This window comes from Halalkalibacter oceani, assembly GCF_040544555.1.
GTDB classification, from domain to species: Bacteria; Bacillota; Bacilli; order Bacillales; family Bacillaceae_D; genus Halalkalibacter; species Halalkalibacter oceani.
This window is the reverse complement of the sequence record NZ_JBEPKD010000009.1, coordinates 34,343-59,117: the sequence shown is the minus strand read 5'-3', so window position 1 is coordinate 59,117 and position 24,775 is coordinate 34,343. Positions and strand designations below refer to the sequence as shown.

The 24,775-nt window shown below is 47.7% G+C and carries 26 protein-coding genes; 22 read left to right on the top strand and 4 right to left on the bottom strand.

Features of this window, described 5'->3' with window-relative positions; all coding sequences use genetic code 11:
- Window positions 1-95: 95 nt before the first annotated feature.
- The 17 genes from ABMB67_RS11760 to ABMB67_RS11680 all read left to right on the top strand — a co-directional run bounded on the left by ABMB67_RS11760 (window position 96) and on the right by ABMB67_RS11680 (window position 17,600).
- Window positions 96-1,121 (top strand): DUF1835 domain-containing protein, encoded by a 1,026-nt coding sequence (locus ABMB67_RS11760; protein ID WP_354572175.1) that lies wholly within the window; start codon window positions 96-98, stop codon window positions 1,119-1,121.
- 49 nt (window positions 1,122-1,170) lie between these two features.
- Window positions 1,171-1,350: a hypothetical protein gene (locus ABMB67_RS11755; RefSeq protein ID WP_251222820.1), complete on the top strand. Its 180-nt coding sequence runs from the start codon at window positions 1,171-1,173 to the stop codon at window positions 1,348-1,350.
- A gap of 143 nt (window positions 1,351-1,493) precedes the next feature.
- Window positions 1,494-2,348 (top strand): DUF72 domain-containing protein, encoded by an 855-nt coding sequence (locus tag ABMB67_RS11750; RefSeq protein ID WP_354572174.1) that lies wholly within the window; start codon window positions 1,494-1,496, stop codon window positions 2,346-2,348.
- 34 nt (window positions 2,349-2,382) lie between these two features.
- On the top strand, window positions 2,383-3,753 hold the full coding sequence (locus ABMB67_RS11745) for a bifunctional metallophosphatase/5'-nucleotidase (RefSeq protein ID WP_354572173.1): 1,371 nt from the start codon (window positions 2,383-2,385) through the stop codon (window positions 3,751-3,753).
- Between the two features lie 82 nt (window positions 3,754-3,835).
- Window positions 3,836-4,129: a YunC family protein gene (locus ABMB67_RS11740; protein ID WP_390188846.1), complete on the top strand. Its 294-nt coding sequence runs from the start codon at window positions 3,836-3,838 to the stop codon at window positions 4,127-4,129.
- Between the two features lie 244 nt (window positions 4,130-4,373).
- Window positions 4,374-5,318: a thymidylate synthase gene (locus tag ABMB67_RS11735; RefSeq protein ID WP_251222824.1), complete on the top strand. Its 945-nt coding sequence runs from the start codon at window positions 4,374-4,376 to the stop codon at window positions 5,316-5,318.
- Window positions 5,319-5,661: 343 nt separating this feature from the next.
- Window positions 5,662-6,492 (top strand): PHP domain-containing protein, encoded by an 831-nt coding sequence (locus tag ABMB67_RS11730; protein WP_251222825.1) that lies wholly within the window; start codon window positions 5,662-5,664, stop codon window positions 6,490-6,492.
- Complete coding sequence (locus ABMB67_RS11725) at window positions 6,489-7,286, top strand: sugar phosphate isomerase/epimerase family protein (RefSeq protein ID WP_251193199.1); 798 nt, start codon at window positions 6,489-6,491, stop codon at window positions 7,284-7,286. The genes ABMB67_RS11730 and ABMB67_RS11725 overlap by 4 nt, the downstream gene beginning before the upstream one ends.
- Entirely contained in the window at window positions 7,283-8,086 is an 804-nt protein-coding gene (gene surE, locus ABMB67_RS11720; protein ID WP_251193198.1) for a 5'/3'-nucleotidase SurE, read from the top strand. Before ABMB67_RS11725 ends, surE begins: the two co-directional genes overlap by 4 nt.
- Window positions 8,083-9,135, top strand: a complete 1,053-nt coding sequence (locus ABMB67_RS11715; protein ID WP_251193197.1) for an ABC transporter substrate-binding protein — start codon at window positions 8,083-8,085, stop codon at window positions 9,133-9,135. The genes surE and ABMB67_RS11715 overlap by 4 nt, the downstream gene beginning before the upstream one ends.
- Before the next feature lie 17 nt (window positions 9,136-9,152).
- Window positions 9,153-10,883: an ABC transporter permease gene (locus tag ABMB67_RS11710; RefSeq protein ID WP_251222826.1), complete on the top strand. Its 1,731-nt coding sequence runs from the start codon at window positions 9,153-9,155 to the stop codon at window positions 10,881-10,883.
- On the top strand, window positions 10,880-11,947 hold the full coding sequence (locus ABMB67_RS11705) for an ABC transporter ATP-binding protein (protein ID WP_251222827.1): 1,068 nt from the start codon (window positions 10,880-10,882) through the stop codon (window positions 11,945-11,947). The genes ABMB67_RS11710 and ABMB67_RS11705 overlap by 4 nt, the downstream gene beginning before the upstream one ends.
- 66 nt (window positions 11,948-12,013) lie before the next feature.
- The gene (locus ABMB67_RS11700; RefSeq protein ID WP_354572171.1) at window positions 12,014-12,505 is read left to right on the top strand and encodes a dihydrofolate reductase; all 492 of its coding nucleotides are present in this window, start codon (window positions 12,014-12,016) and stop codon (window positions 12,503-12,505) included.
- 70 nt (window positions 12,506-12,575) lie between these two features.
- A complete protein-coding gene (gene yunB / locus ABMB67_RS11695; protein WP_251193193.1) occupies window positions 12,576-13,349 on the top strand; it encodes a sporulation protein YunB in 774 nt (257 codons plus the stop codon).
- Between the two features lie 290 nt (window positions 13,350-13,639).
- Complete coding sequence (locus tag ABMB67_RS11690; protein ID WP_354572170.1) at window positions 13,640-15,247, top strand: Na+/H+ antiporter NhaC family protein; 1,608 nt, start codon at window positions 13,640-13,642, stop codon at window positions 15,245-15,247.
- A 707-nt stretch (window positions 15,248-15,954) separates the two neighbouring features.
- A complete protein-coding gene (locus ABMB67_RS11685) occupies window positions 15,955-17,490 on the top strand; it encodes a sodium-dependent transporter (protein WP_354572169.1) in 1,536 nt (511 codons plus the stop codon).
- Window positions 17,490-17,600: a methionine/alanine import family NSS transporter small subunit gene (locus tag ABMB67_RS11680; RefSeq protein WP_251222831.1), complete on the top strand. Its 111-nt coding sequence runs from the start codon at window positions 17,490-17,492 to the stop codon at window positions 17,598-17,600. Before ABMB67_RS11685 ends, ABMB67_RS11680 begins: the two co-directional genes overlap by 1 nt.
- 255 nt (window positions 17,601-17,855) lie before the next feature.
- Here the strand turns inward: ABMB67_RS11680 and ABMB67_RS11675 are convergent, their stop codons facing one another.
- On the bottom strand, window positions 17,856-18,857 hold the full coding sequence (locus ABMB67_RS11675) for a M23 family metallopeptidase (protein ID WP_354572168.1): 1,002 nt from the start codon (window positions 18,855-18,857) through the stop codon (window positions 17,856-17,858).
- 188 nt (window positions 18,858-19,045) lie between these two features.
- Between ABMB67_RS11675 and lipA the strand changes: the two genes are divergently transcribed.
- Window positions 19,046-19,972, top strand: coding sequence for a lipoyl synthase (gene lipA, locus ABMB67_RS11670; RefSeq protein ID WP_251222833.1), 927 nt, complete (start codon window positions 19,046-19,048; stop codon window positions 19,970-19,972).
- Window positions 19,973-20,037: 65 nt separating this feature from the next.
- Here the strand turns inward: lipA and ABMB67_RS11665 are convergent, their stop codons facing one another.
- Window positions 20,038-20,679 (bottom strand): YhcN/YlaJ family sporulation lipoprotein, encoded by a 642-nt coding sequence (locus ABMB67_RS11665; protein ID WP_354572167.1) that lies wholly within the window; start codon window positions 20,677-20,679, stop codon window positions 20,038-20,040.
- 134 nt (window positions 20,680-20,813) lie between these two features.
- On the opposite strand from ABMB67_RS11665, the gene ABMB67_RS11660 reads away from it, so the two are divergent.
- The gene (locus tag ABMB67_RS11660; RefSeq protein WP_251193186.1) at window positions 20,814-21,092 is read left to right on the top strand and encodes a YutD family protein; all 279 of its coding nucleotides are present in this window, start codon (window positions 20,814-20,816) and stop codon (window positions 21,090-21,092) included.
- Window positions 21,093-21,185: 93 nt separating this feature from the next.
- On the opposite strand, the gene ABMB67_RS11655 is transcribed toward ABMB67_RS11660, so the two are convergent.
- Together ABMB67_RS11655 and glpX are read right to left on the bottom strand one after the other, a co-directional pair.
- Entirely contained in the window at window positions 21,186-21,452 is a 267-nt protein-coding gene (locus tag ABMB67_RS11655; RefSeq protein WP_251222835.1) for a DUF3055 domain-containing protein, read from the bottom strand.
- Window positions 21,453-21,476: 24 nt separating this feature from the next.
- Window positions 21,477-22,448, bottom strand: a complete 972-nt coding sequence (gene glpX / locus ABMB67_RS11650) for a class II fructose-bisphosphatase (protein ID WP_251222836.1) — start codon at window positions 22,446-22,448, stop codon at window positions 21,477-21,479.
- Between the two features lie 182 nt (window positions 22,449-22,630).
- Here glpX and ABMB67_RS11645 point away from each other — a divergent pair, with 182 nt between their 5' ends.
- The 3 genes from ABMB67_RS11645 (at window position 22,631) to ABMB67_RS11635 (ending at window position 24,714) form a co-directional block, all read left to right on the top strand.
- Window positions 22,631-23,077 (top strand): DUF86 domain-containing protein, encoded by a 447-nt coding sequence (locus ABMB67_RS11645; protein WP_349775607.1) that lies wholly within the window; start codon window positions 22,631-22,633, stop codon window positions 23,075-23,077.
- Window positions 23,078-23,177: 100 nt separating this feature from the next.
- The gene (locus ABMB67_RS11640) at window positions 23,178-23,816 is read left to right on the top strand and encodes a helix-turn-helix transcriptional regulator (protein WP_349775610.1); all 639 of its coding nucleotides are present in this window, start codon (window positions 23,178-23,180) and stop codon (window positions 23,814-23,816) included.
- Between the two features lie 130 nt (window positions 23,817-23,946).
- Window positions 23,947-24,714 carry a TIGR01457 family HAD-type hydrolase gene (locus ABMB67_RS11635; RefSeq protein ID WP_251222839.1) on the top strand — a complete coding sequence of 256 codons (768 nt, stop codon included), beginning with the start codon at window positions 23,947-23,949 and terminating at the stop codon, window positions 24,712-24,714.
- The last annotated feature ends 61 nt before the right edge of the window (window positions 24,715-24,775 follow it).

Genomic DNA, 24,775 nt, shown 5'->3' with positions numbered 1-24,775 from the left:
GAGGGCGGCAATGAATGGGGAGACTGGTGTCGTTTGTTACATTCATGTAATGGAGAAAAGAATTTGGCAATTCATGCTACTATAAAGAAATGGGGGTGGGAATTTTGAGAGAGGTAAAGGAAATTGTAGCTAACTCAAGTGAAGATGAAGTAAGGTCTCTGTTGTTTTTGCTTTTAAGTAAGATAGGCATCGAGGCACAGACTGATGAAGAGCTGGCAAAGGATATGAAAAAGATTTACAGCGATTTTCTCGACTTGAAAGAAAGGCAAAAAAGGTCCGAGGATGATAAGAGCGTTAAGGTTGTGCATATTGCATTTGGTGCTTCCTCCGCAGGCAGTTTAAAAAACATCCAAGACGAGGAAAAGGTTATCTTCTTTTCGGATCAATTTTCGATTGGACCAATATGGAAATTGCACGAAGAAACGGGTCTCTTGCAACGATACAAATGGTTGATGAACCATATAAATGTAGAGGAGGAGTACTTGTTTACTTATTTAGCTTCCTTTAAAAAGACAGTTTCCGCGATTGAGGCAATTGCTGAGCATGTAAGAATCTTCATCTGGACGGGAAATAACTCTGATGAACAAACAGCGTTGCGCTATGTCCTTTATTTATTAAGGAAAAAAAGAAATACTATTATGTTAATAAATACGACAGTTGCGTATAAAACCGTTGTGGCTAAGCCGGAAGTTGAATTTGTTCCTAGCCATACAGGTGAAATTGTACCTGAAAAATTAGGGGCGATTTATGATAGAAATAAGACTAATCAGCCTTTATCTCAAAAAGAAAGGGCACGCTATGAGTTTGAATGGGGCGAGCTATCTAATCAGATAGAGAACCTGAGAGTATGGAAGGATGAACAATTATTCAATGTAGATGATGGTTATTACGATGAATACATCATACAGACAGCAAGAAAATTACATGATGAGCAGAAAAATAAAGGCTTTATAAAATCAGCAAGACTGATTGGCGAGGTGATTGGTCATTTGGATCAAAGGATTGGTGACGAGTATTTTGAATATAGACTCGTGCATTTAGTGGTAAAAGGAGTTTTTGAAATAGAAGGTGTCCCAAGGGCAATGAGGTTTTATAGTGTGAAACTCCGTCAGGGCTATTAAGCAGAAAAGACATAGAAAAAAATAAATTCAAAGTGGGAGGTGTTTTTACATGAACAATTGGTGGTATAGTTTATATTTCCTCATTTTAGGGATCATCGCTTTTTTTACAGGAGAACTCATCACCTTTATCATGCTTGGCTTTATCTTGTTAAGTTTACATAATATAAACAACACGCTGAAAAAGATTCATAAAGATAATCAGCAAAGGAAATCGACTTTAGAAGAGTAAAAATGGATGGCAGAAAAGGTGAGGCGTGAGGATCGGACCGAATTCCGTTATAATAGAGAGAACGTGCGGATAACGGATTATCTTTACATGAATCAGGGAAAAGAGACGGTACATTGTAATTGCTGGACGAAGGAGAGAATCAGATGATCTATATCGGGGTAACGGGCTGGAACGATCATGATTCCCTTTATGATGGCAGAGGAAAGGGATTGGAGGCCTATGCCGGGCATTTTCCGATTGTTGAACTGGATTCTTCATTTTATGCTATTCAGCCGAGCCGCAATATCGAGAAATGGCTGAAAGAGACACCAAAAAGCTTTCAGTTCATTGTCAAAGCCTATCAGGGAATGACGGGACACCAGCGGGGGATTCAGCCGTATGAGACAAAAGAGGAGATGTTTGAAGCATTTCGCCTTTCGGTTCGGCCGATCGCCGAGGCGGGCAAGCTCGGAATGGTTCTTTGTCAGTTTCCGCCATGGTTTGATTGCAAAAAAGAAAATGTCCAATGGCTGCGTTATGTGAAGCAGGAGCTGAAGGAGTTTCCTCTGGCGCTTGAATTTCGCCACCAATCATGGTTTGCAGAGGGAATGAAGGAAAGAACGTTAGCCTTTATGCAGGAGGAGGGCTGGATTCATAGCATTTGTGACGAGCCCCAGGCCGGAGCCGGTTCCATTCCGACGGTTTTGCAGGCGACTCATCCGGAAAAAACGCTGATCCGCTTACACGGCAGGAACATTCATGGCTGGAACGATCCTGGCAATGGCCGATGGCGCGAGGTGCGCTATTTATACCGTTACAATGAAGCTGAGCTTTTGGAATGGAAAGAAAACATCATGAAAGTAGACGAACAAACAAAAGATATATACATTCTGTTTAATAACAACTCGGGGGGAGATGCCGCCGATAACGCCAAGCAAATGATTAATCTGCTGGGGATTGATTATCAGGATCTGGCGCCACGGCAGCTTAATCTCTTCTTTGACGATGGACAAACATAAGAAAGATACAGGTTAGAAGGGGGGCAGCGAGGGAGTGGCTGTAAAACGTCTTACGCTTTTTCATACAAATGATATCCACAGCTGCTTTGAGCATTGGGCACAGATGGTCGCCCATATTAAAAATCAGCGGGATGAGAACACGCTTTATTTTGATTTAGGCGATCATGCCGATCGGAGCAACCCAGTGACAGAAGCCTCGATTGGTCAAGGAAATACGCGCCTGCTGAATGAAGCGCAAGTTGATTATGTCACGATTGGCAACAACGAAGGGATCACCTTTGCGAAGGAGCAGCTGGAGCACCTTTATGACGATGCTGCGTTTCCGGTTGTGTTAGCTAATCTGTTTGAGCAAAACGGCCGGCGGCCTGACTGGGTAAGACCGACGGCTTTACATAGATTGGGTAACGGGCTGACGGTCGGATTGATTGGCGTGACGGCTCCATTTACAACGTTTTATCAGCAGTTGGGCTGGAGAATTGCTCCGCCGAAGCCTGTGCTAAAAGAGCAGCTCGTCGCGCTGAGGCAAGAAGCGGATATCGTCATTTTGCTTTCTCATCTCGGCTTGTTTCGCGATGAGGAGATTGCGGCTGAATTTGAAGAGATTGATGTGATCATCGGCGCCCATACTCATCATGTGCTGCCGGCAGGTAAACGGGTCGTCGGCACATTGATCGCCCAGGCCGGCAAGTTTGGGGCGTATCTCGGCCAAGTTCAAATTGAATACGATACGGAAAGCCAGCAGGTAGTAGAAAGCGAAGCGACGTTAGTAGACATCAGCAAGAGCCCGGAGGATGAGCGGACGAAGACGCTGTTAGCTGATATGAAGGCCGAAACGGAGCGGCTGTTAGCGGAACAAGTTGCTGTTTTGCCGGAAAGGTTGCCTGTTGTCTGGCAGGCAAGAACGAAGGGGACTCAGTTTCTTTGTGATGCGCTGACGGAGTGGTGTGACCAAGAGCTTGGAATGATGCATGCTGGGGTTTTACTCGAAGCGCTTGAAGCGGGCGTGATTACGAAAGGGGATATTCATCGTGTTTGTCCTCATCCGATTAATCCATGTGTCGTGGAATTAACGGGCCGTCAGCTCGAAGAAACAGTGAAAAGAGCCTTTACAAAGGAATTACGCCAGCTGGAGCTGAAAGGATTTGGCTTCCGCGGCAAAGTGCTTGGGCAGATGATTTTTACCGGGATTGAGGTCGACGTGACGGCTGAGTCCGTGCACAGCATTACCATTCTGGGAGAAAAGCTTAGAGCGGACCAGATTTATTCGATTGCCACTCTTGATATGTACACGTTCGGGCATTTGCTTCCAGCAGTGGCAGACTCGGCAACAAAGCGCTATTTTATGCCGGAATTTTTACGGGATATTTTAGCGTGGAAACTAAGTCAACAGTGGGGGAACGCCTAAATCGGCTCACCTTTTTCTGTCATGGTCATATACTGTTTATATAATGACAATGATCAGATGGGGAGTGGGACAGTTGATTGAAATGAACCCAATTCAAATTGAGGAGCAAACTTTTATCGCTGTGACCCTAAAGCTGCCGAAGACGAATTTCATGGCAGTCATGAATGATACAGGCTATATTATGTGCGGAGCATTGGATGTGGCATTACTGAATGAAAAGCTGAAAGAGCGTAAAATTGTGGCGGGCCGTGCGGTTGGAGTGAGAACAATCGAACAGCTGCTTGACGCTCCATTGGAATCGGTGACGCTGGCCGCTGAGGAGCTTGGCATTACGCCGGGAATGCGCGGCAAGGACGCTCTCTTAAAAATGAAATAAGCGGGCCTGCCTTCAAAGAGCGATGAAGCCGCTTTGCTGCTAAAAAATGAAAATTTTACTTTTTCAGCAGCTTCTTTGAAGGCAGCTTTTTTAAATATATTGAGCGGTTCGGTGGATGTTATTCTGACTTCAATCATGTAAACTAAAGGGGACAAGCCTTTTAGGGCTGATGCGAGATTACATAGGGATCAAGGTGAAGTAAGGGCTAATGATGGATTTGATGAAGAGAAGGGATAGGGATACGATGAAGCAATATTTAGAGCTTTGCAACTATGTGCTTGAGCACGGGGTGCGCAAAGAGGATCGGACAGGCACCGGCACGATAAGCGTGTTTGGGTATCAAATGAGGATGAATCTTCAGGACGGCTTTCCATTGCTGACGACGAAACGCGTTCCGTTTCGCTTAGTGGCGACCGAGCTGATCTGGTTTTTGAAAGGCGATACGAATCTTCGTTATTTGCTTGAGCAAAACAATCATATTTGGGATGAGTGGGGCTTTCAAAAATGGGTGGAATCAAAAGAGTATACCGGGCCGGATATGACAAACTTCGGCTTGAGAAGTCAGGAAGACCCCGAGTTTGAACAGCTCTATAAGCAGCAGCTGGCAATTTATCAGCAGCGCGTGTTGGAGGATGACCGCTTTGCTGAGCAATTTGGCGATTTGGGTAATGTGTATGGCAAGCAGTGGCGGAGCTGGGAAGGGGCCGATGGTCAGGTGTATGACCAGATTCAATATATTATTGATGAAATTAAACGCAACCCGGATTCCAGACGGCTGCTATGTAACGCGTGGAGCGCGTCAGAATTGAAAAATCAGCAGCTTCCTCCTTGTCATTACGCTTTCCAATTTTATGTTCATGACGGGAAGCTCAGTTGTATGTTTCAGATGCGTTCAAATGATGTGTTTCTGGGGCTGCCATTTAATATCGCATCCTATGCGCTGTTAACCCATCTGATCGCTCATGAATGCAATCTTGAAGTGGGTGAGCTGATTTACACCGGGGCGGATGTTCATATTTACTCCAATCACATTGAGCAGGTTCAAACGATGCTGGAACGGGAGCCGCGAGCTTTGCCGACCTTGAAGCTGAACCCTGAATTGAAAAGTATTTTTGATGTGGAATGGGACGATCTCGAACTGATTGGCTATGATCCGCATCCGCCGATTAAAGCGCATGTCGCAGTATAAAGAAAAAAGACAAAGGCTGACTCCATCCAAGCTGGAGCGGGACTTGTTTCAAAAGGTGAAAACGAACCTTTTGGGACAAGTCCTTTTTCTGTTTGTGAAGAGGCGTTGTTGTTCTGAATTTTAAAAAAGTGTAAAGACTTTACAAAATATTAATGACGGAAAATTCGATTAATTTATTTCCGGGTTGCTGTAAATGGATTTTTTGTTTTCTCTGTTCTTCTTTACAAATGGTTTAAAAAAATCAACTTTATAATTTTTTTACAAATCTCACAAGGGAGCTTTATAGTAGATTGAAATTTTTCCTGTACTGTAGGGGATGTAAAAGAAAGTGAGGCGACAGAAGATGATCGATTTGCATATGCACAGCACGCATTCAGATGGAGAGCTTTCTCCGGCACAGCTTGTTGAAGAGGCTGCCTCCCTTGGAGTTTCCGTGCTTTCTATTACAGATCATGACGCGGTATCCGCTTATTTCACGGCTAAAGAAACAGCAGAAGCACTTGGGCTTCGTTTGATTTCAGGAATTGAATGCAATACGGATGGAGAACAGGGAGAGCTTCATATTTTAGGATATGCCTTTGATCCCGCACATCAGAGAATGGCTGATTATGTATCGTGGAGACAGGGCGAGAGAATGAAGTGGAGCAAAGCGATTGTTCAAGTATTACAGAAGCTTGGCTACCGGATTGATTGGGAGAATTGCCGGGAAAGAGCCGGAAACGATGTTATCGTTCGTACTCATATCGCCGATGAGTTAGTGGCGCGCGGTTATTTCAACGAGTCTGGACAAGCTTATCAAGCTTTGCTGACCAAAGGGGCTCCTGCCTTTATCGAGCGGGAAGGGTTGACGGCGGCCGAAGCGATCGCGCTTATTCATGAAGCCGGGGGAAAAGCTTTTTTAGCCCACCCTGGAATTTATCGGTGGGAATGGTCGCTGGCGGCGCTGGTGGAGCAGGGGCTTGATGGCATCGAAGTTTATTATTCGCAGCATGATGAGGCAGCGACCGTCTATTGGAATGACATGGCCGATCACTACAGGCTGTTCAAAAGCTGCGGCAGTGATTTTCACGGATATAGCTCCAGAAGCCCATTTCCTCCTGGGTCGGTTGCCTGTCAAAAGGAAGAGCTGATGACCTGGCTTGAAAAGGTGAAAACAAAGGAGGGAGTACGTTGAAGCTGTTGGCCTCATCGACGCTACTATGGGGAAAGGACATTGAGGAAATTGGCGCGGTCGTTTACAACCATAACCTGCGCGGGCTTGAGCTGTGGGCCGAGCAAGTCTGGTTCAGTCAGATGCGGGTCAGAGATATTCGCCGCGTTGCCAGGCGGTTTGACCTGGAGATCACCTTTCATGCGGCAAGCTGGGATTTAAATATTTGTTCGTTAAATGAAGGAATCCGGCGCCAGTCAGTTGAGGAAATTGTCCGCTCGTTCGCGCTTGCCGCTTCGATCGAAGCGACGAATGTCACCGTCCATCCAGGGAGAAGAACGTTGACGGAGGAATGGACAGCGTGGCATGAGGAGGCGCTTCAGAAAAGCCTCGATTATTTAGAAGAGGCCGCCAAAACATATGGCGTCACGCTTTCGCTGGAATTAATGGAGGAAATCAAAAAGGAGTTTGTCACGAGCCCGCTGCAAATCAATCGTTTAGTTGATGGCCGGTCATCCGCTGTACAAACGACGTTTGATGCGGCGCATATTGCACCCGGGAAGGATATACTCGCTACGTTCGCCGAGATGTCGCGAATTAATAAAATTCATCTTAGCGATTCAACAAAAGCGAACTATCATGTCGCCCTCGGGGAAGGGGAACTGTTGCTCGAACGCTTTATCGGACATCTCCAGAGCGGGACATATCCCGTCGTTTTGGAAGGCTATGATACGAGCACGGAAGCGATTCTTCTACAAAAGCATTTGCGTTATTTGAACGCATGTGCACAACCGACTGCAAAGGAGATGAAAAGTTGAAATTTCTTGTCACAAATGATGATGGTATTTTTGCGCCGGGAGTAGAGGCTTTGGTTGAAGTGCTCCAGCATTTCGGCGATATTTATGTCGTATGTCCAGATCAGGAACGAAGCGCGATCAGCCATTCGATAACATTGCGTCAGCCGCTGAAAGCGACGACGGTCACCCTTTTTGGAGCAGGGGTGAAAGCCTGGGCCGTAAACGGAACACCGGCCGATTGTGTCAAACTCGGAGTGGAAGTGCTGGTAAAGGAAAAGCCGGATTTGGTCATATCCGGGATTAATATCGGCCCGAACCTGGGCAGGGACGTCTATTATTCCGGCACGATGGCTGCGGCGGCGGAAGCTTCCCTGTTGCAAATTCCGGCGATCGCCGTTTCGCTCGACAGGCTGCAAACAAAAGATACGAGCTTTCAAATGCCGAAACGGCTGCTCTACGAGGTGATCGAACCTTTGCTTTCCAACCGGATTCCGCCGGGCGTCTTCGTTAATGTTAACCTTCCATATTTGGAAAAACACGCCTGCTCCGGCATTAAGGTCGTCCCGTTGGATTTGTCGGTCAGCCGTTATAAATATGTCGGCTTAAATGACCCGTATGGCCAGGTGTATTACTGGCTGAAAGATCATATCGGTCAGCTTACTGAATTTGAAGAGGAAGGCGATTTTGCGAAATTAAAAGCAGGCTATGTCACCGTTACCCCATTAGAAGGCAAAGTTAGTCAAAAAAAGCATGTGCGCAGATTTGAAAAATGGTTCTCGAATCATAAATTACACTTTTCTAAGGAGGAAACATTCTCATGAAACGCTTTATTTATTCAGTCGCAGCTTTTTCAATCCTAGTGCTTGGAGCGTGTGGAGGGGCGGATACGCCGGAGACAACAGAAGACCTATCTACTGAAGAAACGCAGGCTGCCACTGAGGCAGAGGGCGCCATCTCAGGGACATTGGAGTTTTATACGTCTCAGCCGGACAGCGATGCCACAGCGCTTGTCGCAGCATTTAATGAGGCCTATCCTGAAGTCGAAGTAAACGTCTTTCGCTCAGGAACGGAAGAGGTGATGAGTAAAATCGCCGCAGAAAGTCAGGCGGGAGATATTCAGGCGGATGTCCTTCTTGTCGCTGATGCCGTCACATTTGAAACATTGAAGGAGCAGGATCTGCTTTTAGCGTATCAATCACCGGAAGCCGAGTTTATTCCGGCTGATTTGCTTGATCCCGATGGAATGTATGCGGGGACAAAGGTAATGGCGACGGTGCTGGCGGCGAACACAGCCAATGACGGCGAGCTGCCGGCTTCATGGAGCGTGCTGACGGAAGAGGAAGCAAAAGGGCAGGCGATTATGCCAAGTCCGCTTTATTCAGGAGCAGCAGCCTATAATGTTGGCGTGTTGAGCCGGCAGGATCAATTCGGCTGGTCGTTTTTTGAAGGACTTCACGAAAATGAAATGACGGTCGTGCAAGGAAACGGCGCCGTCCTGCAAGCTGTCGCCAGCGGCGAAAAATCATATGGCGTCGTCGTTGACTTCATGGTTGCCCGCGCCAAGGCGGAAGGGTCTCCGGTTGATCTTGTTTATCCGGAAGAAGGTGTGCCGGTTATTACAGAACCGATTGGCATTATGAGCAACACTGAAAATGAAGAGGCGGCGAAAGCCTTTGTCGATTTCGTTCTGTCAGAAGAAGGACAACTTGTCGCTGCTGAACTTGGCTATACGCCGATCCGTGAAGGAGTGGACGCTCCGGAAGGATTGAAGCCGATTAGTGAGATGAACGTCATTTCCCATGATATTCGTGAACTGCTTGAAACACGTGAAGCAGACAAGCAAGCGTTTATCGACATATTCGGCGAGTAAGACGAGAGAGGTGTACTATGGCTGAACAACATGTGCAAGGAAGATGGTCTGTTCGATCTTCCTTCTTTTTTCCTTTGGATATCCGCAAAACCATTTGGTTGATTGTCTGTCTTAGTCTTATTTTCTTCCTGTTTGTCTGGCCGGTGTTCCGTCTGGTCGCTCTGAGCTTTGTGACGGATGGAAGCGCCTTTGCCAACTATTCAACGATCTTTCAGGAAGCGAGAACGTGGAAAATAGTATCGAATACCGGCCTGGTCGTCGCGGGATCAACGATCATCGCGCTAGTGATGGGAGTCGCTTCCGCCTGGCTTGTCGCCTACAGCGACATTCGCGCGAAAAAGTGGCTGCACGTCCTTGTCCTGCTCCCGTTTATCATTCCTTCGTACATCATCACCCTTTCCTGGACGCAGTTCTTAAGCAGCAACAGCCTGGCGGCGCGCCTGCTGGCGTTATTGCCCGGACAGCTTGAGCCGTTGAATCTGTACAGCCATACAGGCATCATTCTTGTTCTCGGATTGTCGCATTATCCCCTTGTTTTCCTATTGACGATGAGCGTGTTAAAACGGATTCCCCGCGAGCTGGAATGGGCGGTGCGTTCATCCGGAGGAAACAGCTGGACCGTTTTTCGCAAAGTGACGTTTCCGCTTGCGCTGCCCGGTGTGGCCAGCGGCGGACTGCTTGCCTTTCTCGCCAATTTGGACAACTTCGGCATCCCGGCATTTCTCGGTATTCCGGCGAATATTACCGTCTTGAGCACAGCGATTTATCAGGAAATCGCCGGCTTCGGCCCGAGCGCCTTTTCCCGGGCGGCGACGTTTTCGGTTCTGTTGGGAATCATCGCCCTAGTAGCGACGGCCGGTCAATGGCTGCTGCTGCGCAAAGCGAAAACAGGGGAGAACAGTGAAATTGACGATAAGCCCCGCTTTTCGTTGGGGGCCTGGCGACCGGTAGTGGAGTTGCTGCTGTGGGGCTTTCTCCTGTTGATTAGTATCGTTCCGCTTTTTTCAATGTTCGGTTCATCGCTTATCCGCGCGTACGGACTGCCGTTTTCATTCGAAAATCTAACCTTGCAGCATTATCAGTTTGTCCTGTTTGAGCATGAAAAAGTGCGCGGTGCGTTGCTGAACAGTGTGAAGCTTGCCGTTAGCACAGGCGTGATTTGTTTAGTGATTGGAACGGCGATTGCTTATTACCGGTTGCGAAAAAGAAATGTCGTCAGCAAAATTATCGAATTGGCGGTCGGCTTACCGTATGCGTTACCCGGCATGGTCCTTGCTTTAGCGATGATTCTGGCATGGATGCAGCCAATTCCGGGCTGGAATCCAGGAATTTACGGCAGCATCTGGATTTTGTTTATAGCTTACGTGACGCGTTTTATGATTCTTCAGGTGCGCGGCAGTATGACGGCGATGTCGCAAATTGCGCCGGCGATGGAGGAAGCCGCTCATATGGCCGGGGCGGGGACGCTTGTCAAATGGCGTTCGATCATGCTTCCGCTTCTGCTGCCGGGATTGTTGAGCGGAGCCTTTCTGGTTGTGCTGACGACGCTGACTGAACTGACCGTGTCCGCTCTTTTATGGTCGAGCGGCTCTGAAACGATTGGGCTGATGATCTTCAATTTTGAGCAGGCGGGCTATACGACTCATTCAACAGCGTTTTCAAGCTTGATTGTCGTGATGATGCTGGTCGTAACCGGCTTGCTCGCGGGAATGCAAAAGCTTTATGAAAAAAGGGTGAGAAAAGCATGAGTACAGTTTTGGCAAATGTATCGAAAAAATTTGGTGACGTCTCCGCCTTGGCACCAATTGACTTGGCGATTGAAGAGGGGAAATTTATTGCGATCTTAGGTCCGTCCGGCTGCGGGAAAACGACGCTGCTGCGTCTGCTGGCCGGATTTGAAGCGCCGACGACGGGGGAAATAAGAATGAACGGCCAGCAGGTCGCCCATCCAGCACGGGTGACTCCGCCGGAAAAACGCAACATCGGGATGGTCTTTCAATCCTTTGCGCTTTGGCCGCATTTAAAGGTTAAAGAGCAGATTCAGTTTCCTTTAAAGCATCACCGGTTCACTCCCGCGCATTTGAAGAAGCGGGCGAAGGAACGAGTCGAGGAAATGCTCGAGATTGTCGGCTTGCAGGAGTATGGAGAGCGGATGCCTAATGAGCTGTCAGGCGGGCAGAAGCAGCGGGTGGCGATCGCTCGTGCTTTGGCGCCGCAGCCGGCCCTGCTGTTGATGGATGAGCCGTTGAGCAGCCTTGATGCCGAGCTGCGCATGGATTTGCGTCAGGAGATTCAAACGATTCACCGGCTAGTGAAAACGTCAATCGTCTATGTGACTCATGACCAGGCCGAAGCCTTGGCGATGGCCGACGAAATTGTTGTGATGCGCGCGGGGCGGATTGAACAGGTTGGTACACCGGAACAAATCTATACCCAGCCCGCTACTCCGTTTGTGGCGACTTTTGTCGGAAAAGCGAATTTGATTAAAGGAAGCTGGTATGGCGATCAATTCAAGCCGTTCGGTGACGAGGCGGTCATCTGGCAGTCAAGTACGATTTCTCCGCAGATTCGGAAGCAGGGGTACTTTCCGGTACGGCCGGAGCAATTTGCGCTTGATAAGACAGGCTCCGGGATAACAGGCATTGTTCGGAATGTGATGTTTCAAGGCAAAGAATTTCATTATTCAGTCGAGCTGAATGGTGAACTGATCACGGTTCATACCGACCAGTTGCAGCGCTATTCGCCCGGTGATGAGGTCGTTGTTAAGCTGAACCAGGCCGTCTCATTGGAGAAGCATGTCAGCCTCGTTTAAGCGAGGGACTTCTACTCATTTTCCAGCCAATATGATACGATATGTGAAAATGAAGGAGTGGTAACGATGCTGTCTTATATTGTTGCGATGGATCAGAACCGGGCGATCGGAAAAGAAAATCAGCTGCCGTGGCATTTACCGGCTGATTTGCAATACTTTAAGCGAGTAACGACCGGCCACCCGATTGTTATGGGGAGGAAAACGTACCAATCGATTGGCCGGCCATTGCCAAAGCGCCGGAATGTAGTGATGACGCGTGACCGCGGCTTTGTGGCGGAAGGGTGCGAAGTCGTTCATGAACGTGAGCAGGTGATGGCGCTCAGCCGGGAGGGAGAGGAGTTTTTTGTGATTGGCGGAAGTGAGCTCTTCCAGCTTTTTTGGCATGATGTTGACCGGCTGTATGTCACGCTTATTCATGAGACTTTTGCGGCCGATACATTTTTTCCTCCGATTGATGAACAGGAGTGGCGTCTGATCTCCTCGGTTGCCGGACAGCGTGATGAAAAAAATCGCTACGACCATGATTTTCTTGTTTATGAGCGGATGAGTAAGCGGTAAACTGAAAAAGAATCTTATCAAACTCTCTTTGCTTCGTGCATATACTTGTCAGCAAAGGGGGTTTTTTAGCATGAGAGCACCCAAAAGAAGCAGACCCCAATCTAGAAAAGGTCCGCTCCCGTTTCGCTATGTATTACTGCTTTCATTTATTATTTTTGTTCTTTTAACTGTACTAGGGTTGTGGGTTATTGAAAAAGGAATTCGACCAACGCTTGTACATATAGCGACGACGGAAGCGCGGGTGATTGCGACAAAAGCGATTAATGACGCTGTCAATAAAAAGATCAGCACCGATCTGAATCAGGAAGAGTTATTTATTATTCAGTACGATGCTGATGGAATGGTGACAAGTGTCCAGCCGAATACTCAAATTTATAATCGTGTTGTGTCAGAGGCGACAGGCAGGGTGCAACGGCACTTGAAGGCAATTGAGCGCGGAGAAGCCTTTGATATTTCATTTGATGAGGGGGAGAGTAAGGACGATCTTTTAAGTTCAGCCGAAGGTGGGATTATTTATAGCATTCCATTGGGGCAGGCGACAAATAATGCATTGCTTGCTCAGTTAGGGCCACAAGTTCCAGTGCGGTTTTCAGCTATTGGTGACGTAAAAACGGATTTGAACTTGCAGGTGGAAAATATCGGTATTAACAATACGAAAATTACCCTTGCGTTTGATATGATCGTTGATGCAAAGATTGTCATTCCTTTTGCGACAAATACCGAAGCGGTGAAAACAACGATTCCGATTGGCGTCATGACAACGTCAGGGAAAGTGCCGGATGTGTATTCAGAAGGTGGAATGATTATTCCGTCTGATACACCGACATCGGGCAGCGGTCAATAGTCTTGTCAACCTTTGGGGCAATATGTTAATATGTTAAATTGGTTGTATATGATATGTGACTGACATCGTATATTCTTGCGGTTTGCTAACCATGATAAGAATAGAAGATTCTCCGGCAGGGAAGGCAGACGTACTGGATGTCGTTGCCGGAGAGGAGACAGCATTTGATGTCCTTTTATCGTTGGAAAGAAAGCTGATGTAATGGAAAATTACACTTGCATGTTAAACAGCAGGAGTGGGTGACCATTGCTGCTTTTTTTGTGGAAAAAAGAAGTGGAGGTAGATGTGAGATGGAAGTAACGGTATGGTCCCTCGTGCCGCCCGTTCTGGCTCTTGTTATGGTCATTCTGACCAGGCGAGTGCTACTCTCTTTAGGAATGGGAATTGTGGTCGGTGCGTTAATGCTGCACCAATTTAATCCGATGCAAGCGCTCACGAACATTTATGCGATTGTGATGGGGATTATTTTTGATTATGGCGAGGTGGAGCCGCTGACGATCGTCGGGATTACCCAGGCTGTTTTCCAAAGCGGCTTTGAACTGAACACATGGGAGTTTTTTATTATTTTGTTTTTGCTGCTGCTCGGCATGATGGCGGCGCTGGTTACACGGTCCGGAGGAAGCAGAGCCTTTGGGGAATGGGCGATGAAGCATGTAAAGACAAGAATGGGCGCGCAAGTATTGACGGTCTTTTTAGGCATTTTAATTTTTATTGATGACTATTTTAACAGCTTGACCGTTGGAAATGTGAGTCGCCCATTGACGGATCGGCATCGAATTTCCAGGGCCAAGCTGGCTTACCTCGTCGATTCGACCGCTGCGCCGATGTGTGTCATTGCGCCAATTTCGAGCTGGGGAGCTTATATTATTACAATTATCGCCGGGATTCTGGCAACTCATGGGGTGACGGAGTATGAGGCGCTCCAGGCTTTTCTTATCATGATTCCGATGAATATTTATGCGTGGATCGCGATATGCCTGGTGATTGCCGTTGCCTGGTTTAATTTAAATATTGGTTCGATGCGGACCCATGAGGAACGGGCGTTGAAAACGGGGGAACTGGTCGATCCGACAGCCGGCCCGATACCGGGAGCACAGGATGAAATTACAGCAAACGAGAAGGGGACGGTTGGTGATTTGATCTGGCCGATCGTCGGCCTCGTCGCGGCGACGGTTTTCTTCATGGTGATGACAGGCGTCCAGGCAACAGAGGGAGCTTTGACGATACTGGCTGTATTTGAAAATACAGATGTGGCCGCTTCGCTTGTCTATGGCGGTATTGTCGGGCTGCTTATTGCATTGCTTTTAAATATGAGAAAGCCGAGTGGAGGGACAAGCCTGACAAAGGCCTTGCTGCTCGGTATCCAATCGATGCTCCCGGCGATTTACATTCTTTTCTTCGCCTGGACGATTATTTCGATTATTGATGATTTAGGGACGGGACAATATTTGGCTTCAATTGTCGATGGAACGATCTCACCGGTATTTTTACCGCTTTTGTTATTTTTGATAGCAGGGTTCGCTGCTTTTTCAACTGGCACATCGTGGGGAACGTTTAGTCTGTTATTGCCGATTGCCGGCGAAATGGCGGCCGTCATCGACATTACCATGATGCTGCCGATGCTGGCGGCGGTATTGGCGGGAGCGATTTTCGGTGATCATTGTTCGCCGATATCGGATACGACCATTTTGTCGTCGACCGGAGCTGGAAGCCATCATATCGACCATGTGATGACCCAGCTGCCTTATGCGCTCATTGCCGCTGCGATCTCGTTATTGGCTTATTTCGTGCTCGGCCTGACAGGCAGCGTATGGCTTTGTACGGCAACAGCAGCATTGCTCCTTATCATTAGTATCGTCATCCTGCGTAAAATGTCACAAGGGGTGGCTAAAGGCTAATTTGAAAGGCTGAAGGAATCTGGGGAGAAGGCGCTTTTCCTCCAGATTCCTTTTATTTTGTAGAAGAAAGAAAAAATGTTCAGACCGTAGACAAAATGCCTTTGCGAAGGAACGCTCAAAGGCATTTTACGTGAATTCGTTTATCGTCTGTTGGAGATACGGAATGGGTGAGCATAGTTCTTTCCGAATGTGGAAAAGGGAAGGGGCTAGCTATCCTCGAATCCAAGCCTTTAATAACCAGCGATACGCCAGCTCAAAGCGGATGGGATGGGAGGCCGACTCCTGCAGGAGGGAAGGGCTGGTGGAAATCCACCGGCGGAGCCGGTTAGTTCCACGCCCGCCTGCGGAAAGCGTGCCCCCATCCCGGGAGCGGATTCAAAGCAACTTATCATCGCAACTTTCTTTACCTGCAATCAGCCAGTCGACAGGCTGATAGGTTTATATCTTATCTTTTTCCTGAAAAAAATTTTGACAAATTTCGCATGAATTATTATAATGGAATAACGAATTGTCTGAATATTGTCGAAGGGAGTTAGGGGATATCTACTGTTAATGCGCTTCTTTACAGCAAAGTAGCAAAGTGTTAAAGAAAGCAAATAATTTTCAAATAATTTTGACAAAAAGTATTCAAGCACTTATACTAATGTTGTAATTTTTTGAATATTTATGGAAAGAAAGACGAAAAAAATGTGAAAGGAGAATGAACAATGAATGCAAGAGAGCAGTGGGGAACACGTGCCGGGTTCATTTTAGCCGCGATTGGATCGGCTGTCGGACTAGGTAACATTTGGCGGTTCCCATATGTAGCGTATGAGAATGGAGGGGGGGCTTTTTTCTTACCGTATTTATTTGCACTTCTTACTGCCGGTATTCCGCTCTTAATTATGGAATTTACGCTCGGCCATAAATATCGTGGCTCCGCTCCGTTGTCGTATGCGCGTTTTACTAAAAAAGCTGAATGGATCGGCTGGTGGCAGGTCGCGATTTCCTTTGTCATCGCAACGTATTATGCGGTTATTATTGCTTGGGCGATCTCGTATACGTTTTTCGCGTTTAATCAAAGCTGGGGAGAGGACACGGGCGGCTTCCTGATGGGCGAATATTTACAGCGCGTTGATATCGTTTCGGGAGGAGCGCCTGGGGATTTCGGCTCGCTTGTTCCGGGAGTACTTATTCCTCTCATTGTCGTCTGGATTATTACCCTCGGTGTGTTATTTAAAGGGGTTAAGCGCGGGATTGAAGTCGCGAACCGAATTTTCATTCCGTTGCTCGTTGTAATGTTCTTATTAATTGTTATTCGTGCGGTCACGCTTGAAGGGGCCCTTGACGGCCTAAACGCATTCTTCAGACCGGACTGGGCGGAAATTATGTCGCCGGGAGTCTGGGTGGCTGCTTATGGCCAAATTTTCTTTAGTTTGTCAATTGCGTTTGCGATTATGATTACTTATTCAAGTTATTTGCCGAAGAAAGCCGATATTAACAACAATGCCTTTATTACGGGCTTCAGTAATTCAAGCTTTGAGCTATTAGCAGGGATCGGGGTTTTTGCCGCGCTCGGCTTTATGGCAAGCGCCTCTGGTACAACAGTTGCTGATGTGGCGGATGCTGGTATCGGACTTGCGTTTGTCGTCTTTCCGGAGATCATTAATACGTTCCCGGGGTTTAACGGGTTCTTCGGTGTTCTCTTCTTCGGGTCACTCGTCTTGGCGGGCTTATCCTCGCTCATTTCAATCGTTGAAACGTTTATTTCCGGTCTTCAGGATAAGTTCCAGATTTCCCGGGCGAAAGCGGTCGCTTTCGGTGGCGGTCTTTCTGCTTTAATTTCTTTACTGTATGCGACACAGGGAGGTCTGTTCTTCTTAGATGCGGCGGACTACTTTATTAATCAGTTCGGTGTTGCCCTAGCCGGTCTTGTCTCTGTAATTGCCGTAGCATGGTTTGTGAAAGGCTTGCCGACATTACAAAATCATGCCAATGGCGTTTCCGATTTCCGCACAGGTGCGTGGTGGAAAGTATGTCTTGGTGTCATTACCCCGATTGTATTAGGGTATATGTTTATTCAAAACACGGTTATCAACCTGACATCGAATTATGAAGATTACCCGACTTCATTCCTGCTTGTTTCCGGCTGGGGCGTTGCGCTCGGAGCGATTATTGTCGGCTTTATTTTAGCGGCGTTTAAATGGAAAAAATCAGCTCTTGAGCTTCCGGCAGAGCAATCTGAAAAAGGGGTGGATCAATAATGAGCGGAAGTGCAATCGTGATGATGATTATCGGGATGGTTGTCATATGGGGCGGAATGGGTCTAAGCATTGCCAACGCCGTCAAAGTAGCGAAAGAGAAAAAACAATAAAAGCCTTAGGCGAAAGGTTGATTTTCACCTTTTGCCCAGCCTGTCGACAAAGTCTCGCAAAGCGAGACGATCGACAGGCTTTTTGGGTATAAAGGATTTGTCACGATCCAGAGCTTCGAATCCGCTGCTGCGGAAAGCGAAGACTATTTCAGGAGCGGCGGATTCCCCTCTTTTCATTTGTTCGGATAGTCAGATAGAAAATACGCTTGACCAAGCAGCGTTATGTCTACGGTCTGGGATGACTCGACGAGCGAGTCATCCTCTTTTTAATTTTCGGTAATCCTGTCTTTCCCATGCCTTTAAATAAGGGTACGGGTCAAACGACCATTCGGTATAGCCGTTATCGCGGTACATGCCGTAATGGAGATGCGGCGGGAATTTCCCTTGAGTTCCGGGCTTTCCATAGCCGGAGCTTCCGCAATAGCCAATCACATCGCCGGGAGAGACGATGCTGCCGACCTCGACCCCTTTTTCAAAACCGCTTAAATGAGCGAAGTAATGATAAATATTATCTAAGTCACGGATTCCGATGCGCCAGCCTCCGTATTTATTCCAGCCTAAAATTTCAACTCGGCCATAAGCCGTCGCCCGAATTGGCACATTGTAGCCGGCAAAAATGTCGGTTCCCTCGTGAATCCGTCTACCTCCCCAGCCCCGCTTATCTCCCCATGTGTTACGGTAGCTGTAAGTGGAACGGATCGGCATCGGAAAAGCATGATCATCAAGGTCAAGAGTTTCAAAATGCTTATACACTTTTGAGTGGCCATCAATGATGTTGACCGATTGCTCACGCTGATATTTTTCCCATAAGGCAATGCGGAAATCCTGCTCCGCGAAGCCGTATCGCTCAAGAAAATGGGCGAGTGTATAAAGAACATCTTCATCATTTGTCCGTTCCGCCAGGCCATCGCCGTCCCCATCAAGTCCGACTCCGCCGAACAGCTGGATGGAAAGCGGGTTCGTATCAGCCGGATCCGGGTTAAGCGGTCCGGCCCATTCTTCCTCTGTATAGAAAATCGATATGACCCCTTCTTCACGCGGCCGGTTTTTCAATGTCCGGCGCAAGCCGCGCTCAAACGTATCGACCGCGGCCAAATAGTGCCAGGGAATGCTCGTCAGCGCTTCTGCTTTCTGATAAAGCTCCATTCTTTTCTCGTATTTTTGCTCAGCTGTTAATTCACCTTTCGTCTCGGCTGAAACAGGAGAAGAAAGCATGAGACAAGAGACAATAAGGGATAATAGGGCTAACTGCTTCATGCTGCTGTCTGCTCCTTTCCTGGAATAAGTATAACGATCAGATTTTTTCTGTCACCTTGTAGTGTGAGGTAAAGGCGCCAAAAAGATTGGTGTGAATCATTGGAAATTGAAGCGGCTGTTTGGTCATTTTGTTTGAATCATGATAAAGTAGAGAAAGAATACAAGCAATGCTGGATGGAGTGAACGAAATGGCAAAAAAAGAAGAACATCTTCGCAAGCCGGATTGGCTTAAAATTAAACTAAATACAAATGAATCCTATACAGGCTTGAAAAAAATGATGAGAGAGAAAAATTTACATACAGTCTGTGAAGAAGCGCGTTGTCCAAACATTCATGAATGCTGGGCTGTCCGCAAAACAGCGACCTTCATGATTTTAGGAGATGTGTGTACGAGAGCCTGCCGCTTTTGCGCTGTGAAAACCGGCTTGCCGAATGAGCTTGATTTGCAGGAACCGGAACGCGTTGCCGATTCTGTTGAAACGATGGGCTTGAAGCATGTCGTCATCACGGCTGTAGCCAGAGATGATTTAAAGGATGGCGGGGCCGGGGTTTTTGCGGAAACAGTCCGGGCGATCAGAAGACGAAATCCTTTCTGTACGATTGAAGTACTCCCATCTGATATGCTTGGGGGCTATGACAATTTAAAAACGCTGATGGATGCCCGTCCTAATATCATGAACCATAATATTGAGACGGTAAAACGGCTGACTCCACGAGTGAGAGCACGGGCGACATATGAGCGCTCTTTAGAGTTTCTGCGCCGTGCGAAAGAAATGCATCCTGACATTCCGACTAAGTCAAGCTTAATGATCGGGCTTGGTGAAACGAAGGAAGAAATTATTGAAACGATGGACGATCTAAGAGCGGTTGATGTAGATATTATGACAATCGGTCAGTACCTTCAGCCGACAAAGAAACATTTGAAGGTGCAAAAGTATTATCATCCGGATGAATTTGCCGAGTTAAAGGAAATCGCCTTAAGCAAGGGCTTCAGCCATTGTGAAGCCGGACCTTTAGTGCGTTCTTCTTACCATGCGGATGAGCAGGTAAATGAAGCGCAGGTTCGTGCGGAAGCGGTCAAGGCTGCGCAAAAAGAAGACGTGACAAGTCGATAACGTCATTTTTAGAGGCTGGAACAAAAGGTTGTTTTTTTACCTTTTGCCAGCCTCTCTTCATTCTATTAGCGCGAGCGGTTGTCATGATTTAGGAGACGTTGCTGCTTTTGCTCCATTATTTCGAGATTTTCGTCATCTTGTTCATCATAGGCTCCCTGCGGCGATTGCTTCATTTCTTCAATTGTTTCGCGTAACGTGTCGGCGTCCGGCAGCGCTGAAGTTCGATTTTGAAAACGTTCAATCTCCTGGAAGTGTTCATGATTGTCTGAAATAAAGACTTCATAATAGCGTGGTACTATAGATACCGCGCTCCGCTTCACTTGATCAGCTACATATTCACGATGAACATCATCCTCGAGATTATAAGTGACAAGAACATATTTATCGGTGACAAGGGTCGCTGCTTCGTCAACAGCTTGATTTGTCAGAACGATACGTGTAACAGCATCGGCCAGTTGATTGCGATCAAACATCGGCACGGCCTGCTGCGCGGAGTTACGCGATTGTACCTGCTGGCGTTGAAAGCGAGTATAGCCATACTGCGTCTCGTTTGGTGTCTGATGCTGGTTTTGATGCAAAGCAAACGGACCGTTGGCCTGCCGGTTGGACTGGATCATCTGCCCTGTCTGCCCTTGTTGATCGGTTTGGCAGCCTGTTACGAGCATCAAACCGGCCAGTCCACCTAGTAACAGTGATTTTTTTATCATCTTCCCACCTCCTTTACCTTCAGATTGACCAAAAGTGAATCGTTTTACAGCTAGTAAATGATGGAGAAGGAGAAGCTGTTGGGAAGCGAAACATGTGTTATAATAAGGGCAACTAAAAGAACGAGGTGAGCCCAATGGTTCGCATTCACGGGATGCAATATGAAGTGATGGAAGATGTGAAAAATGGCTGGGATGAAGAGGCGTTTAAAGCCCGCTTTAGCGAGGTGCTTAATAAATATGATTATATCGTAGGCGACTGGGGCTATAATCAGCTGAGGCTGCGCGGCTTCTTTGAGGACAGGCATAAGAAGTCCACCTATGATACAAAAATAAGCACGCTGCCTGATTATTTGTACGAGTATTGCAACTTCGGCTGCGCGTATTTCGTTCTTAAACGAATCAAGGAAAAATAGAAAGAGGACATCTCAAAGGCTGTAATTCCCTTTGAGATGTCCTCTTTAAGCAATGAGCGGAACCGCCACGGGTCTGTAAAAGTTGCGGCCTTTTTAGACGACTTCTCTGAGAAAGTCGCGCAGCTCTTCAGCTTCTTCCGCGGACAGGCGATAAGCATGCTCCAAGTAGCCTTCTTCGTCTAAATCATCCTGTCCGATGATCGCAAAACGGTTGGATTGGACGTCAAGCACCAATTGCTTGCCATAATAGCGTGACGAAGAAATAATCGCTAAATCAAAACGTTGATGATCGCCCATAAAGCTGACAAATCTTGTTTTCGTATCTTCGGTCTCGTCATACAAATAAAAACGTTCAGACATACGGCGCAGCTCCTTTCGCGGTGCTTATTTGTTCATGGAAAGATGAGGCTTATGGTTAAGGTGATGGTGGGTTTTAATGTAGCGGACGGTTCTCGTCTTGGCCCGCATCACAATCGAATCGGTTTCCGCCAGGTCGCCACCAAGAAAACGGACCCCCTCGACAAGCTCGCCGGAAGAGACACCGGTCGCCGCAAAAATCGCGTCATCGCCGCGTACCATATCGTTCAGTGTTAGCACTTTTAACGGATCTTCGAGACCCATCTTTTTACAGCGGGCAAGCTCCTCATCATTCATCGGAACAAGGCGGGCCTGCATATCGCCGCCGAGCGCCTTGATCGCCGCGGCTGAAATCACACCCTCCGGCGCCCCGCCCGTACCGACGAAAAGGTCAACTCCGGTTTGCGGCAAGGCTGTCGCGATCGCCGCGCCGACATCACCGTCTCCAAACAATTTCACGCGGGCTCCCTTTTCTCTGACGCGCTCAATCAATTGCTGGTGGCGTTCCCGTTCCTGAATAATGACCGTAACATCCTGGACGCGCTTACGCGTCATCTTCGCGACGATGTCGATTGTTTTTTCAATCGGGTCATCGAGTCTGATTAATCCAGCCGCTTCCGGACCGACGGCGATCTTTTCCATGTACATATCAGGTGCGTGAAGCAGGGTATCTTTATCGGCGACGGCGATTACGGCCATCGCATTTGGATGACCTTTGGCGACGATGTTCGTGCCTTCGAGCGGGTCGACGGCAATATCGACTTCAGGGCCATGGCCGCTTCCAACTTCTTCTCCTATGTAAAGCATTGGAGCTTCATCTAATTCTCCTTCTCCAATGACAACTGTCCCTTTGCAGTTAACAGAGTCAAACATGGTTCTCATTGCTGTTGTAGCAGCATCATCTGCTTCATTTTTTTTACCGCGTCCCATCCACTGCGAAGAAGCAAGCGCCGCTGCTTCCGTGACGCGGACGATTTCCAATGCAAGTTCTCGATCCATTTGAATGTCCCCCAATGTTGTATACTATCGCTGTACTCTGTAAAATGAACTAAGGTACATCCTTTATCATAGCAAAAGCCAAGCCGAGAAGAAACCATTCTCGCACAATTAAGGTCACACTTTTTAAACGATGACCTTTGATTATGACATACTATTGAAAGGTGGAAACGGGAGTGTATTTTGTGGATCGCGAAAAGATTGAACGGACCCTCGCCTATATGGAAACGATATCTGAACGCTTCGTGCCGCCCATGGAGCCGCAAAATGAGCTGGAACGGTTAGCGCTCGAACGGGTCGCTTCAGTCCTGATTGAAGCAATTATCGACGTTGGCAACAGCATGATCGACGGTTTTATTATGAGAGATCCGGGAGGGTATACGGACATCATTGATATTCTGGAGGATGAAAAGGTGATTGGAGCGGAGCAGGCAGCCTCCTTAAAAGAGCTGATCCAGCTGCGAAAACAGCTTGTGCAGGAGTATGTTTCTGTCAATATTGCCGAAGTAATCGAGGTGATGACGAAAAGCGAGGCAGCCCTTCATGCTTTCCCAAAAGATGTTCGGCGCTATTTAGTGGAGGAGCTCGGCCCTGTATCTGCGTTTTTACCTGATAAGCAGACAGAGTTGTAGATTTTACAATCGAGTGATCATCGCCTACAATAGAGGCTGAGCCCCTTTTGCTTTGGATAAAGGAAGGATTGGTCTTCTAAGACTGTAAATAATAAAGGTGGTGGTTGTCTTGGGGAAAGAGACGAGCTCACGTCAAATCATCTTAACGATGTTAAAACGAAACCAAGAACAAACCGTAGCAGATTTAGCCGCTGAGTTAGGTGTAACTGAAATGGCGGTGCGAAGACATCTGCAAGGACTGGAAAAGGATGGTTTGATCCAGGCCCGCATTGAACGACAGGCGATGGGCAGACCAACTAATAAATATTCGTTGACAAAAGCAGGAGATGAATGCTTTCCGCGAAATTACGGAGAGCTTTCACTTGGCATTTTGCAGGATCTTGAAAAGATAAGCGGACTGGAAGTTGTTGATCAATTGTTTGAGCAACGACGAAATCGGCTTGAACAGCAATATGGGCCGGAAATATCCGGTTCGTTTGCGGAACGGGTGGCCGCGTTAGCACGCATTCAGACTGAAAATGGCTATATGGTTGATTATCAGGAGCTGGAGGATGGCTCTTATGAGTTCAAGGAATACAACTGTCCGATCGCCAAAGTAGCGAAGGAATACCCGGTTGCCTGCAAATGTGAACATCAATTGTTTCAGAAACTGCTTGGAACGGAGCATGTTGAACAAAAAACATGCATTGCCAAGGGCAAGACGAGCTGCTGCACGTATAAGCTGAAGGAACGCTCATAAAAGCGGCAGGCGTTGCAAAGGGAAGAAACGATTGAAGCGTCTGACCTGTTGCTTCATGAGCCTGGGAAAAGGGTATGATGAATACCAACCTTTTGCCCCAGGCTCTATTTCTGTTAAAGGGGAGAAGGGCATGAAACACTATAAAGGCTATTTAATTGATCTCGACGGCACGATTTACCGCGGCAGGGAGGCGATTCCGGAAGCGGTCTCCTTTGTGAAGGAATTGGAGAAAAAGCAGCTGCCTTATTTATTTGTTACGAACAATTCAACAAAGCGTCCTGAGCAGGTAGCCGAGCTTCTGCGGACAATGGACGTTCCGGCAACGACGGAGCATGTGTTTACGACGAGCATGGCAACAGCGAGCTATCTTTCCGAGCTGAAGCGAGAGGCGAGAATCTATATGATTGGCGAAGAGGGCTTGCGCTCTGCTTTGATGGAGGAAGGGCATCTTCTCGTGGAAGAGGAGCCTGACTATGTCGTGATCGGCCTTGACCGCAACATTACATACGAAAAATTAGCAAAGGCCGCCCTGCATGTCCGCGCAGGGGCGTCCTTTATTGCGACAAATGGTGATGTCGCCTTACCGACGGAACGCGGACTCGTACCGGGGAATGGTTCACTTGTATCCGTCGTCGCTCTGTCAACAGGAGTGAAGCCGGTTTTTATCGGCAAACCGGAGGCGATCATCATCGAGCAGGCTTTAGACGTACTAGGCACAAGCAAGGCTGAGACGGTGATGGTCGGTGATAATTATCACACCGACATTCTCGCCGGCATTCGGGCTGGAATGGATACGCTGCTCGTTTACACCGGGGTGTCAACGAAAGAAGAGATCGCCCAGGTGAAAGAGAAACCGACAAGCGCCATCGGCTCCCTCGCCGAATGGATGGTGATGTAAGCAGCTTTTGGCGGGGCCAGGGGCAAAAGATGAAAGCTTGCTGTTCACCCTTTGCCCTAGC

Bases quoted from the DNA above. Each gene is read 5' to 3' on its own strand.
- ABMB67_RS11710 (WP_251222826.1), top strand. From the start codon at position 9,153: ATGGCTGAACAACATGTGCAAGGAAGATGGTCTGTTCGATCTTCCTTC.
- ABMB67_RS11660 (WP_251193186.1), top strand. From the start codon at position 20,814: ATGGTTCGCATTCACGGGATGCAATATGAAGTGATGGAAGATGTGAAA.
- ABMB67_RS11685 (WP_354572169.1), top strand. From the start codon at position 15,955: ATGAATGCAAGAGAGCAGTGGGGAACACGTGCCGGGTTCATTTTAGCC.
- ABMB67_RS11715 (WP_251193197.1), top strand. From the start codon at position 8,083: ATGAAACGCTTTATTTATTCAGTCGCAGCTTTTTCAATCCTAGTGCTT.
- ABMB67_RS11705 (WP_251222827.1), top strand. From the start codon at position 10,880: ATGAGTACAGTTTTGGCAAATGTATCGAAAAAATTTGGTGACGTCTCC.
- ABMB67_RS11675 (WP_354572168.1), bottom strand. From the start codon at position 18,857: ATGAAGCAGTTAGCCCTATTATCCCTTATTGTCTCTTGTCTCATGCTT.
- ABMB67_RS11680 (WP_251222831.1), top strand. From the start codon at position 17,490: ATGAGCGGAAGTGCAATCGTGATGATGATTATCGGGATGGTTGTCATA.
- glpX (WP_251222836.1), bottom strand. From the start codon at position 22,448: ATGGATCGAGAACTTGCATTGGAAATCGTCCGCGTCACGGAAGCAGCG.
- ABMB67_RS11730 (WP_251222825.1), top strand. From the start codon at position 5,662: ATGATCGATTTGCATATGCACAGCACGCATTCAGATGGAGAGCTTTCT.
- ABMB67_RS11740 (WP_390188846.1), top strand. From the start codon at position 3,836: ATGAACCCAATTCAAATTGAGGAGCAAACTTTTATCGCTGTGACCCTA.
- ABMB67_RS11635 (WP_251222839.1), top strand. From the start codon at position 23,947: ATGAAACACTATAAAGGCTATTTAATTGATCTCGACGGCACGATTTAC.
- ABMB67_RS11750 (WP_354572174.1), top strand. From the start codon at position 1,494: ATGATCTATATCGGGGTAACGGGCTGGAACGATCATGATTCCCTTTAT.
- ABMB67_RS11735 (WP_251222824.1), top strand. From the start codon at position 4,374: ATGAAGCAATATTTAGAGCTTTGCAACTATGTGCTTGAGCACGGGGTG.
- ABMB67_RS11700 (WP_354572171.1), top strand. From the start codon at position 12,014: ATGCTGTCTTATATTGTTGCGATGGATCAGAACCGGGCGATCGGAAAA.
- yunB (WP_251193193.1), top strand. From the start codon at position 12,576: ATGAGAGCACCCAAAAGAAGCAGACCCCAATCTAGAAAAGGTCCGCTC.
- ABMB67_RS11690 (WP_354572170.1), top strand. From the start codon at position 13,640: ATGGAAGTAACGGTATGGTCCCTCGTGCCGCCCGTTCTGGCTCTTGTT.
- ABMB67_RS11665 (WP_354572167.1), bottom strand. From the start codon at position 20,679: ATGATAAAAAAATCACTGTTACTAGGTGGACTGGCCGGTTTGATGCTC.
- ABMB67_RS11755 (WP_251222820.1), top strand. From the start codon at position 1,171: ATGAACAATTGGTGGTATAGTTTATATTTCCTCATTTTAGGGATCATC.
- lipA (WP_251222833.1), top strand. From the start codon at position 19,046: ATGGCAAAAAAAGAAGAACATCTTCGCAAGCCGGATTGGCTTAAAATT.
- ABMB67_RS11655 (WP_251222835.1), bottom strand. From the start codon at position 21,452: ATGTCTGAACGTTTTTATTTGTATGACGAGACCGAAGATACGAAAACA.